Genomic DNA, 810 nt, shown 5'->3' with positions numbered 1-810 from the left:
GACGCTGTTGGTTAATTCGGGTCTGGTTGCTTCGCCCCGTCGTTATGCGGCGGGGCGAAGTGCTGCCAGGGGGCTGGTGCGGGTGCGGGCGTGGGGTTGGCCGGTGAGCCAGGCGTTGATGCGGATGAGGTTGATCGCGGCGCCGGTCAGCTGGTGCTGGAGGCTGGTCTTGGCCAGGCCGCGGTAGCGGGATCGGCGCAGACCGCAGGCTTGGACGGCCTGGGAGATGGTTCCCTCGACCCCGGCGCGGATCTTGTAGCGGTCCTTCCACTCGTCGGTTCCCTGGAGTTTCCGAGCCTGGTGGAGGGCTTCGTATTCGTCGCGGGGCTTGAGGTTGATCTCCCGGCGCTGGGCCTTCGGAGAGTTGACGCACTGCCGCAGCTGGGGGCAGGCACGGCAGTCGGCCGGAGAGAACCGGACCCGGATGGTCGGCAGTCCGTCTTCCGAACAGCGCTGGTGCCACTGCGTGCTGGTGACACCGTTCGGGCAGGTCACGTGTTGGTTGTCCCAGTCGATGCTGAACGCGTCCTGCCCGAATGCTGCCTCGCCACGGGCGTGCGGGACGGTCACCGACTTCAGCGGTCCGTGCAGCGCGACCCGGTGATCACGGCGGGCGGCGACCATCGCGCCGCCGTTGGCATAGCCGGTGTCGACCCAGTGCTCGGCGGGCAGCAGGTCCCGCCTGGCAAGGTCGGCATGGACAACGGCGGCCATCCGGTCGTCCGGGACGGTGGCGACGGTGGTGGTCACGTTCGTGATCAGATGCACCCGCTCCGGCTCGCACGTCTCGGTGAAATGGACCTTGAAGCC

1 protein-coding gene is annotated in these 810 nt (G+C 68.3%); it reads right to left on the bottom strand.

All coding sequences use genetic code 11. From position 1 onward, the window contains the following. Positions 1-42: 42 nt before the first annotated feature. Positions 43-810, bottom strand: a 768-nt coding sequence (locus tag WA788_RS35425; RefSeq protein WP_335984599.1) for a transposase, incomplete at its 5' end; no start/stop codon positions are given.

This window comes from Streptomyces sp. CA2R106 (assembly GCF_037034245.1).
Lineage (GTDB): Bacteria > Actinomycetota > Actinomycetes > Streptomycetales > Streptomycetaceae > Actinacidiphila.
The sequence above is the reverse complement of the archived record's forward strand: the minus strand, read 5'-3'. Positions and strand labels throughout refer to the sequence as shown.